Source organism: Enterococcus sp. OL5 (assembly GCF_006491895.1).
Classification (GTDB): Bacteria; Bacillota; Bacilli; order Lactobacillales; family Enterococcaceae; genus Enterococcus_D; species Enterococcus_D innesii.
The window spans coordinates 207,389-218,066 of the sequence record NZ_VHIL01000005.1 but is presented as its reverse complement, the minus strand read 5'-3'; the positions used below and the strand labels follow the sequence as shown (position 1 = coordinate 218,066).

Here is a 10,678-nt window from a genome sequence, read left to right as displayed (position 1 = left end):
GACCATGACCGGACCCGTTTTGAAGAAAGAAAAGAACAATTATTAGCGGTTCAAGAAAGCTTGAATGCCCGCTTTGATGAACCGCGAGTGCACGTTCATTTATATGATCAATACTACAACATGAAAGAAATTATCGAAAAGGATATGAGTATCATTGATTTAGCAAAAGATGCGATGGAAGCAGTGGGAATCACTCCGGTAACAGAACCTGTTCGTGGTGGGACCGATGGGTCGAAAATCTCCTATCTAGGGATTCCAACACCGAATATCTTTGCTGGTGGAGAAAATATGCACGGTCGTTATGAGTTCGTCTCGCTACAATCAATGATGAAGGCGACTGATGTGATCGTGAAAATCGCCGAACTGAATGCTCAAGCATAAACGTTGCTTTTGATTTGATGGAATAAATGAAAAACTCTTGGGCTGGGAACTCTTCACGCAGGTCTTGCGTAAGACCCGGCCTTTTTAGGATGTGAATAGGATGAAAATTCTCGTTTTATACAATGATACAGCAGGGAAAAGTGAAGCAAAAGAAACAGCAGAAAAATTCCAAGCCTATGTGAAAGAACAAGGCGAAGAGCATCAAGCGTTCTTGCAGGCCTCAAATCCAGACGTGGATCCAAAAGACGTTCGAGAGGCTGCCAAAAAACACGCAGTCGATACGATTGTGATCATCGGCGGAGATGGCACGATCCATCATGGGCTGCAAACCTTCAAAGAAAAGCTGGATGAGCTGAAGATCGGGATCATTCCTGGAGGAACGGTAAATAATTTCGCTCGAATGTTGAGTATACCAGTCAAACCAGAAGAAGCGTTTGAGAATGTTTTAACAGGGGCTGAACGTCCGATCGATTATGGGATGGTCAATGATCAAGTAATGATCTCGACGATGACCATTGGTCTTCTGGCAGATACCGCCGCCGCAACTTCCCAAGAAGAAAAACAGCAGTATGGGCCGTTAGCGTTTATGAAACGGTTCATTCATCTGTTGATCAAAAAGAAACAATACAAATTAGAAGTTATTGCTGACGAACGGAAATGGCAGGGAAAAAGTCAATTACTGACGATCGTCATGTCGAATTCAGCAGGTGGGTTTAAGAACTTTGATGAAGAAGCAAAACCTGATGACGGGTTGTTTCATGTCATTCTTTTGCCAAAACTGAATATTTTACGGTTTATTTTGTATCTACCAAGAATTATTCGTGGTAGAATTGCCAAAGTACCAAGTGTTGAATATTTCACTGCCGCAAAGGTCTCAATAAAGGCCAAAGAAAAAACGGTTCATACTCGAACCGATGGCGACCCAACGGATGATCTGCCGATTGAGATGAAAGTCATCAAACATGGGTTGACGATGCTGGTACCTGAGGAAGCAAAAGAATCAAAATAATGGTCCCTACGATCAATCATATGGAGGAAATGGATGAATGCACTGATTTACAATCCATTGTGGTTTTATTTAATTGCAGTCAATCTTTATCTTTTCTGTCTGATGGGGTATGATAAATATCAGGCAGTGAAACAAGGTTGGCGGGTTCCCGAAGCAAATCTCCTTTTTATGGGGGCGATTGGCGGAGGATTAGGCGGTTTAATTGCGCAACGCGTATTTCGCCACAAAACAAGAAAGAAGAAGTTTCACCTCTTTTTTGCTTTTGGCACCGTTTTTGCTATCCTGCTGATGGTCTTTTTTGCATAAATTCGGTATAACAAGCAAGGAGTTAATATGAAAACTAAAGTGAAGTTCGCCCTTAATTTACTTTTACTAGTAGGGATTCTGGGTGTGATGTATTTTTTTGTCCGTAACTCGATGATGGATATTTTGGCGGGGCTAAGAGAGACCAGCTTTCTCATCGTCTTATTAGTTATGGGACTTGGCACATTGTACCTGGTGATCGAAGGACGGACAGTGAAAGAGATCGCTGTGACGTTTCAACCGGAATTTACTACTAAGGCAGGCTTTTTAACGGTTTGTTACAGTGGTTTTTACCGGATCGTGACGTTTGGGGCGGGCACCTTGATCTCAGAGGTGAATTTTTATCGTAAAAATGGTTTGCAATTGTCACAAGGGGTTGGTGTCACCACCTTACACATGGTGATGTATAAGTTTGCCATATTGACATATGCAATCGCTGGGTTGATTATTCAATTCTCGCTATTCTATGACAATGCGCCGAATATGATTTGGGTAATTTTGGTGGGGATCGTACTCGTCTTTTTGATCATTGCCGCTTTATTGGCACTTTCTGTCAGTATCAACATTCAAGTCTTTTTTGTGATCATCAGCAATAAGCTGTTCAAAAGTGCAACGTTAAGAGGGATCGTTGACAAATGCAACACGCAGATCTATTCTTTGCGAGAAACGGTCAATGCAATCATTACCGACCGCACCGCTTTCTTGCGCATCTACCTTTGGAATCTTTTGAAGATGCTACCTTGGTATGTGATTCCTTATGTGATTCTTGTTGTGCAGCATCCAGAGATCGATTTCTTGTTGACGTTATCCTTCATCAGCTTTGCCGTCGTCTTGTCCGGGGTGATTCCAACACCGGCAGGGATCGGATCATTTGAATTTATTTATATGCTGCTTTTTGGTCCATTAGTTGGCACGGTCGATGCTGCGTCTTCCATGCTACTGTACCGCTTAGCAACATTCATTTGGCCCTTCATTATTGGTTTTGCTTATGTAATGAAAGAAAAGCGCAAAGATATCAGCCAAGAGTTGACTGAATTAAGAAAAGAAAAAGTGGAAAGTTAAAAACACGCTTATCTTCGAGTAGAGGATAAGCGTGTTTTTTAGTCTTTCAAATCAATGATCCGATCAACAAAGGATTCATAAAATTCAGCTTCATGGGAAACGATCAGAACGGTTCCGGGAAAAGCTGCCAGCGTTTCTTCCAAATTGTTTTTCGTGTCTTGATCGATATGGTTGGTCGGTTCATCAAGAATCAAAAAGTTGCTTTTGATCAACATCATTTCAGCTAACTTCACTTTTGTCTGTTCGCCACCACTTAATAATTTCAATTCTTCCTGGGCTAATTGGCTAGGTAATCCCGCCCGAGAAAGTTGCCGCCGCAATTCTTTGTTAGTGGCCTTTGGGAAAAGATCCTCAAGGTATTGAAGAGGGGTCTGCAAGGGATATTCCCAGTCAAGGTCTTGAGAAAAGTAATTGAATTTTGTATGCTGCGGGTAAGAAACGGTTCCTTCAATTGCAGGGATCACACCGAGAATCGTTTTGATCAATGTTGATTTACCGATCCCATTAAATCCCCGAATCGCAATTTTTTCGCCATAGCGGATCGTTAGGTTGATTGGGGAGAGTAAGGGCTTTTGGTCGTACCCAATCACTAGATTGGTCGTCTCTAATGCCAAGGTCGTAACGATCGGTGCCAAATCAAATCCTAGATGCGGTTTAGGGACATCTTGGGGTGGAGTCAAGCGTTCGATTTTTGCCAATTGTTTTTCACGACTCTTTGCCATTGTTGAACGAGAACCAGCTTTGTATTTACGAATATAGCTTTCAGTTTTCTTGATATGCTCTTGCTGTGCTTCGTATTGCTTCATGTAGCTTTCGTTTTGCAACGTTTTTAGTTTTAATGCTTTGTCTAAATTCCCCGTATACTTAGAAAGCTTGCCAAATTCGATATCAATGATATGGGTCGTGATTTCATTCAAGAATTGACGATCATGAGAAACGACTAAGTAGGTACCAGTAAAGTTTTGTAAAAATTCAACTAACCATTTGATATGTTCATCATCTAGGTGGTTGGTTGGTTCATCCAAAATCAGCATGTCGGGTTTTTCTAAGAGCATTTTCGCTAAAATCAGTTTCGAGCGTTGACCACCACTTAAGGAAGCAAGGGGCGTATCCATGCCGAGAACCGAAATACCTAACCCTTCTGCTAAATCATCGATCAATGTATCCATTTGGTAGAAATTTCCTTGATCCAGTTGATTTTGCAATTCGCCCGCTTTTTCTAAAAGCTTATCGTCGAGACTTTCGCCATAAGCAGTATAAAGATCGGCGATCTGTTGTTCTTTTTCGAAGTCTTCTACAAAGGCAGAGCGCAAAAAATCACGGATCGATTGCGTTTCATCAACATTGACGTATTGATCCAAATAGCCCATTTTCAAATTTTTCGGAAATTGAACAAAGCCATCGTCAGGGAGAATTTCTCCTGTAATGATTTTGATTAAAGTACTTTTGCCAGCGCCGTTCCGTCCAATCAAACCGACTTTTTCCCCACGGTTGATTTGAACGGAAACATCTTCGTAAAGCAATTTGTCGCCAAATTGTTGGCTAATATTCGTTAATGTTAACATCGTTTCCTCCATATAAAAAAGCTGTAAACAGTAGACGTTACAGCTAAGTAGATAATCTTACTGAATAAAATACGCCAAAAAGCGCTTAAAACGATCAGGAAAATCGGTTGTTCCTGACCAATCACGACCTAGCATACCATTGCTACTTCCCATCTGTCAATTTTCATGAAATAATACTGAAAAAATTTTTGATGTTCGAGGGAAATCTTTTGACCATTACTGACCAATATTGTATAATAGAAGAGTAGAAAAAAGGATACTGCTTGCAGTGTACTTTTTTTCTGAATACCATTTTGGGAGGGAAAAGTATGAACCCAGAAAAAATGACGACTACATTACAAAGTGCTATCGCTGAAGCCCAGCAGATTGCCATGACCCGTCACCATCAAGAAATTGATATTCCGCATTTATGGAAGATTTTATTGCAAGCCAATCAATTCGGCCGCAATTTTTATACGGACACAGGGCTCGATGTCGATGCTTTTGAAAAAGAAGTCGACCGATTATTAGATGAACTGCCTTCCGTTGAAGGAGGAAATGTTCGTTATGGTCAATCCATGAGTCAAAATCTGTTTCATCTTTTGTCTGAGGCAGATCAATTAAAAAATGAATTTCAAGACGAGTATCTTTCCACAGAAATCGTCCTTTATGCGTTGATGAAATTGAAAAATCATCCCTTGACGGTGTATTTAAAGAAACAAGGAATCACCGCAAAAGAAATCAAGCAAACGATCGAAACATTAAGAGGAGGGGATCGTGTGACCTCACAAAATCAAGAAGAACAATACAAAGCATTAGAAAAATACGGCGTTGACTTGGTCCAACAAGTCCGCAGCGGAAAAATGGACCCCATTATCGGACGAGACGAAGAAATTCGCGATGTGATTCGCATCCTTTCTCGGAAAACAAAAAACAATCCCGTTTTGATTGGTGAACCGGGGGTTGGTAAAACAGCCATCGTTGAAGGATTGGCTCAACGGATCGTGCGAAAAGACGTCCCAGAAAACCTAAAAGACAAAACGATCTTTTCTCTGGATATGGGTGCCTTGATCGCAGGTGCTAAATTCCGAGGTGAATTTGAAGAGCGTTTGAAAGCCGTCTTACAAGAAGTGAAAAAAGCCGATGGCCGGATCATTCTCTTTATTGATGAGATCCACAATATTGTAGGTGCTGGTAAGACGGAAGGCAGCATGGATGCTGGAAACTTACTGAAACCAATGCTGGCACGGGGAGAATTGCATACGATTGGCGCAACGACCCTTGATGAATACCGTCAATACATGGAAAAGGACAAAGCCTTGGAACGTCGTTTCCAAAAAGTGCTGGTACAGGAACCAACCGTTCAAGATACGATTTCGATTTTACGTGGCTTGAAAGAACGGTTCGAGATCCATCATGGCGTCAACATCCATGACAATGCGCTTGTTGCTGCGGCGACCTTATCTGATCGGTATATCACGGACCGCTTTTTACCAGATAAAGCCATTGACTTAATCGATGAGGCGAGTGCCACAATTCGGGTGGAAATGAATTCGATGCCTACTGAGCTCGACCAAGTTACCCGTCGTTTGATGCAACTGGAGATCGAAGAAGCCGCATTGAAAAAGGAATCCGATGATGCATCGAAAAAACGCTTAGGCATTTTACAAGAAGAATTGGCGGAATTGCGTGAAGAAGTCAATACCATGAAAATGCAGTGGGAAACGGAAAAAGAAGAAGTCAATGCAGTTTCCAACAAACGGGCAGAGATCGATAAAGCCAAGCATGAGTTGGAAGATGCTGAAAATAACTATGATTTGGAACGGGCCGCTGTTCTTCGCCATGGGACGATTCCCCAATTGGAAAAAGAACTAGCTGAACTAGAAGAAAAAAACCAAGACGAAGGCATTCGGATGGTTCAAGAGTCAGTGACCGAAAATGAGATCGCCTTAGTCGTGGGACGTTTGACAGGGATTCCAGTCGCTAAATTAGTGGAAGGCGAACGAGAAAAACTGTTGAAATTAAATGAGACCTTACATCAACGAGTGATCGGACAAGACGAAGCAGTCGATGCTGTCAGTGATGCAGTTATTCGTTCACGAGCTGGCCTGCAAGATCCAAATCGACCATTAGGTTCCTTCTTGTTCTTAGGTCCGACCGGCGTCGGTAAGACCGAATTAGCGAAAGCGTTGGCGGTCAACCTCTTTGATTCAGAAGAGCATATGGTTCGGATCGATATGAGCGAATACATGGAGAAACATTCAGTGTCTCGTTTAGTCGGTGCCCCTCCAGGCTATGTAGGGTTTGAAGAAGGTGGGCAATTGACTGAAGCTGTCCGCCGCAATCCTTACACGATCGTTTTGTTAGATGAAATCGAAAAAGCCCATCCTGATGTCTTTAATATCTTGTTACAAGTGCTTGATGATGGCCGCTTGACAGATTCAAAAGGTCGGGTCGTTGATTTCAAAAATACAGTCTTGATCATGACCAGCAACATCGGCTCTCAAGTCTTGCTAGATGGCGTGACCGCAGAAGGGACGATCCCAGAAAACGTTGCTGAAAATGTCCGTAATCTCTTGAGAGGGCATTTCAAACCAGAATTCTTAAATCGGATCGACGATACGATTTTATTCACACCGCTTAGTCTAAACGATGTGACAGGCATCGTCGACAAGATCATCGCACAGCTTTCACAACGACTGGAAGTCCAAGATATACTGTTGACGATCACTGAAGAAGCCAAACGCTGGATCGCTGAAAATGCTTATGAGCCAGCGTATGGTGCGCGTCCTCTCCGTCGGTTTATCACGAGAGAAGTCGAAACCCCATTGGCAAAAGAAATCGTTGCTGGCAGAGTCTTACCAAAGACCCAAGTCACGATCGAATTATTGAACGATCAGCTGGTTTTTGAAAATACGCCAATTACCGAAGAATAAAAAGATAAAAAATGGATAAATGCAAAACGATGGTTGCCGTTTAAGTGGCAGCCATCGTTTTTTTGTCGCTCAATATATGACAAAAAAGTTCTCCTTGCTTGTTGTTTGGAGGAAATTCGCACTTCGATTATACTGTTCTTATGGAGTAGGAGAGGAATGAAAAGATGAATACTTTTTTTGAAACGTTGAATGAGCGGAAAGGGGAATTGCTAACAGCTGTCTTTGAGCATTTGTCATTGTCGATCATTGCGCTGCTGGTCGCGATCGTTATTGCTGTCCCGTTAGCCATTTGGCTGGTTAATCATAAACGGGCAGCGGAAGTCGGCCTACAAATAACGAGTGTGTTACAAACGATTCCATCACTGGCACTGTTAGGTTTATTGATTCCATTCGTGGGGATCGGAACGCCACCTGCGTTGATCGCACTAGTTATTTATGCGTTATTGCCGATCTTTCAAAATACCTATATTGGCCTTTCGGAGATCGATCCATCAATCGAAGAAGCTGCGGCGGCATTTGGTATGTCTCGGATGCGCCGATTGATCAAAGTCGAATTGCCGATTGCCTTGCCTGTCATAATTTCGGGGATTCGCACGGCGTTGGTCTTAATCATCGGAACAGCGACCTTAGCCGCTCTGATTGGCGCTGGTGGGCTAGGTTCCTTTATTTTGTTGGGGATCGATCGGAATGCCCCTGAATTAACGCTGATCGGTGCGATCGGGTCTGCTTTACTGGCTATTATTTTCAGTACGTTGATCCGATATCTACAACACCTGAAACCGCGCTATACCTTGATTACGCTGGCAGCCATCATCTTGCTGATTGGCGGCGTTTCTTTTTCACAGAGCGGATTTTTCGCGCCGAAAACCATTACCATCGCAGGGAAACTAGGGTCTGAACCTGATATCTTGATCAACATGTACAAAGAATTGATTGAACAAGAAGACCCTGATGCCCAAGTTGAACTAGAGCCAAATTTCGGAAAGACCTCATTCTTATTCAGTGCATTAGACAATGGCCAAGTTGATATTTATCCGGAGTTTACCGGTACCGTGTTGGAGAGCTTAGTTGAGGTACCAGAAGAGCTTGCGAGTCAAAACCTTGACTCCGACGAAACCTATACCGAAGCAGTTAATCTATTGAAGGATCAGTTTGAGATGACCTTGCTTCAGCCGATGGCGTATCAAAATACCTATGCGTTGGCTGTGAAAAAAGAATTTGCTGAGGAAAATGGACTAAACACGATCTCTGATTTGAAGAAAATCGAAAATCAAATCAAAGCCGGCTTCACCCTCGAATTCATTGATCGGACGGACGGTTATGCGGGCATCCAAGAACGCTATGGGCTAGATTTTCCAAGTGTCCAAAGTATGGAACCAGCATTGCGTTATCAAGCCATCAATAATGGCGATATCAATCTACTGGATGCCTATTCCACGGACAGTGAATTGCGTCAATATGGCTTAGTTATTCTAGAAGACGATCAAGAACTATTTCCACCTTATCAAGGAGCGCCTTTGATGAAAGAAGCCTTTGCCAAGGAACATCCAGAAGTCGTCCGTGCATTGGAAAAGTTGGCAGGGAAAATCACTGAAGAACAAATGAGTGAAATGAATTATCAGGTCAATGTCGAAGGAAAAAATCCAGCAGAAGTCGCGCGTACCTTCCTGATAGACGAAGGATTAATTGAGGAGGGACAAGAATGACACCAATTATTGAATTTAAAAACGTCAGTAAAAAGTTTGATCAAAAACTAGTGATCGATCAGTTAGATCTGAGCATCAATAAAGGGGAAATCTTTGTTTTGGTCGGTCCTTCTGGGAGTGGGAAAACGACGACTTTGAAGATGATCAACGCGTTGTCAGAACCGACAGATGGTGATATTTACTTCAAAGAAAAACGGATCAAAGAATACAATATTCAAAAAATGCGTTGGCAAATGGGGTATGTTCTCCAACAAATCGCTCTGTTTCCGACGATGGATGTCAAACAAAATATCGAAGTGATCCCAGAGATGTTAGGGTGGTCAAAAAAAGATCGCTCAGAAGCCGTGGATCGTTTGCTGACACAGGTCAAACTTGACCCAGAGCAATACCGCCATCGAATGCCTAAAGAGTTGTCAGGAGGAGAACAGCAACGGATCGGGATCTTAAGAGCGTTAGCTGCTAACCCAGAAATTATTCTGATGGACGAACCCTTTAGTGCTCTTGATCCAATTTCTCGTAATTCCTTGCAGGAGTTAGTCCTTGATCTGCACCAAGAACTTGGGACGACGATTATTTTTGTCACGCATAACATGAAAGAAGCGGTAAAATTAGGTACACGCATTGCTGTCATGAATCAAGGGAAGATCGTCCAATGTGATACACCGGAAGTGATTGTCTCGCAACCAAAAACTGCTTTTGTGAAAAGCTTTTTTGAAGAGACCGGTGAAGACGAAGCAAAACTGGTCACAGCAGGGGATTTGATGCGGATGAACTTTTTCAGCGATGAAGTCAACCCTGGGGCTCCTCAAATCGCTGCATCTACTACTTTAAATGAGTTGTATACCTTATTTGCAACTCATGACACGGTAGTGATTGAAGAAGAGCAGAAACTGGTTGGAAGTCTAAGTCGAAAAGATGTGTTTGCATTCTTGAGTCGTGATCGAACGTAAAAGGTTCTTTATGGCCACTAGATATGTCATATTTTTTTAAAAATCGATGATTTCTCTTGCTCAATGTAAAAATTCCACGTAAGATTGAGGAAGATATCTTTTGTCAGAATGCCAGAAACTAGCTTTGATAATGACAAAAGATGCAGTAAAGGAGCGAAAGAGCAGCTATGGTAAAAATCCTAAAAGAGAATTGGTTACTGCTTTTCTTTATCGTCGCCGTGGTTCTCATCCGTCTGTTTGTCCTGACGCCTGTTCAAGTCAGTGGCCATTCTATGGACCCGACTTTGGCCGATAAACAGCGGCTGATTGCATCAAAAATTTCTTCATATGACCGGCAAGATATCGTGATCTGCGTTGAACCAGATGATCCAAGCAAAATCGCTGTCAAGCGGCTGATTGGTTTACCCGGTGATACCATCGAAATGAAAGATGATGTCTTAACAATCAATGGAGAAGTATACGAAGAACCCTATTTAGATGATTTTAAAGAAAAATTTGCGGACGATCAATTACAAGATGAATATTCTTATCGCGAAATGTTTCAGCAAATCGCCGCTGGTGCCGAACACTTTACCGATGATTTCACGGTAACGGTTCCTGAAGGCAGCTATTTTGTGATGGGAGACAATCGTTTGATCTCTCGGGACAGTCGCAGTTTCGGAGTTGTAACGGAAGATCAAATGGAAGGGAAAGTGCTGCTGCGCTTTTGGCCATTGAATCAAATCAAACTTTTCTAACCAAAAAAAACATTCTTACCAATGCAGCGAAAACGCCGCAACTGGTAAGA

At 42.4% G+C, this 10,678-nt stretch carries 9 protein-coding genes; 8 read left to right on the top strand and 1 reads right to left on the bottom strand.

Translation table 11 applies throughout. The features are described 5' to 3' along the window. From FJU10_RS08505 to FJU10_RS08490, 4 genes are all read left to right on the top strand, one after another. Window positions 1-381 (top strand): M20/M25/M40 family metallo-hydrolase (locus FJU10_RS08505; protein ID WP_140965661.1); only part of this gene is annotated, 381 nt, incomplete at its 5' end. Window positions 382-481: 100 nt separating this feature from the next. Beyond that, window positions 482-1,390: a diacylglycerol/lipid kinase family protein gene (locus FJU10_RS08500; RefSeq protein ID WP_140965660.1), complete on the top strand. Its 909-nt coding sequence runs from the start codon at window positions 482-484 to the stop codon at window positions 1,388-1,390. 33 nt (window positions 1,391-1,423) lie between these two features. Next, complete coding sequence (locus tag FJU10_RS08495; RefSeq protein ID WP_005235800.1) at window positions 1,424-1,696, top strand: DUF1294 domain-containing protein; 273 nt, start codon at window positions 1,424-1,426, stop codon at window positions 1,694-1,696. 27 nt (window positions 1,697-1,723) lie between these two features. Next, the gene (locus FJU10_RS08490; RefSeq protein WP_140965659.1) at window positions 1,724-2,755 is read left to right on the top strand and encodes a lysylphosphatidylglycerol synthase transmembrane domain-containing protein; all 1,032 of its coding nucleotides are present in this window, start codon (window positions 1,724-1,726) and stop codon (window positions 2,753-2,755) included. 38 nt (window positions 2,756-2,793) lie between these two features. On the opposite strand, the gene FJU10_RS08485 is transcribed toward FJU10_RS08490, so the two are convergent. Continuing rightward, window positions 2,794-4,320 (bottom strand): ABC-F family ATP-binding cassette domain-containing protein, encoded by a 1,527-nt coding sequence (locus FJU10_RS08485; RefSeq protein WP_086292335.1) that lies wholly within the window; start codon window positions 4,318-4,320, stop codon window positions 2,794-2,796. Window positions 4,321-4,628: 308 nt separating this feature from the next. Between FJU10_RS08485 and clpB the strand changes: the two genes are divergently transcribed. From clpB to lepB, 4 genes are all read left to right on the top strand, one after another. Beyond that, a complete protein-coding gene (clpB, locus tag FJU10_RS08480; RefSeq protein WP_096742745.1) occupies window positions 4,629-7,235 on the top strand; it encodes an ATP-dependent chaperone ClpB in 2,607 nt (868 codons plus the stop codon). A 164-nt stretch (window positions 7,236-7,399) separates the two neighbouring features. Further along, on the top strand, window positions 7,400-8,941 hold the full coding sequence (locus FJU10_RS08475; protein WP_140965658.1) for an ABC transporter permease/substrate-binding protein: 1,542 nt from the start codon (window positions 7,400-7,402) through the stop codon (window positions 8,939-8,941). After that, window positions 8,938-9,891: an ABC transporter ATP-binding protein gene (locus FJU10_RS08470; protein ID WP_081118564.1), complete on the top strand. Its 954-nt coding sequence runs from the start codon at window positions 8,938-8,940 to the stop codon at window positions 9,889-9,891. The genes FJU10_RS08475 and FJU10_RS08470 overlap by 4 nt, the downstream gene beginning before the upstream one ends. A 167-nt stretch (window positions 9,892-10,058) precedes the next feature. Continuing rightward, a complete protein-coding gene (gene lepB, locus FJU10_RS08465) occupies window positions 10,059-10,628 on the top strand; it encodes a signal peptidase I (protein ID WP_008380056.1) in 570 nt (189 codons plus the stop codon). Window positions 10,629-10,678: the final 50 nt, after the last annotated feature.

Excerpts from the sequence above, each read along its gene's own strand:
- lepB (WP_008380056.1), top strand. The coding sequence starts at position 10,059 with ATGGTAAAAATCCTAAAAGAGAATTGGTTACTGCTTTTCTTTATCGTC.
- FJU10_RS08490 (WP_140965659.1), top strand. The coding sequence starts at position 1,724 with ATGAAAACTAAAGTGAAGTTCGCCCTTAATTTACTTTTACTAGTAGGG.
- FJU10_RS08495 (WP_005235800.1), top strand. The coding sequence starts at position 1,424 with ATGAATGCACTGATTTACAATCCATTGTGGTTTTATTTAATTGCAGTC.
- FJU10_RS08500 (WP_140965660.1), top strand. The coding sequence starts at position 482 with ATGAAAATTCTCGTTTTATACAATGATACAGCAGGGAAAAGTGAAGCA.
- FJU10_RS08485 (WP_086292335.1), bottom strand. The coding sequence starts at position 4,320 with ATGTTAACATTAACGAATATTAGCCAACAATTTGGCGACAAATTGCTT.
- FJU10_RS08470 (WP_081118564.1), top strand. The coding sequence starts at position 8,938 with ATGACACCAATTATTGAATTTAAAAACGTCAGTAAAAAGTTTGATCAA.
- clpB (WP_096742745.1), top strand. The coding sequence starts at position 4,629 with ATGAACCCAGAAAAAATGACGACTACATTACAAAGTGCTATCGCTGAA.
- FJU10_RS08475 (WP_140965658.1), top strand. The coding sequence starts at position 7,400 with ATGAATACTTTTTTTGAAACGTTGAATGAGCGGAAAGGGGAATTGCTA.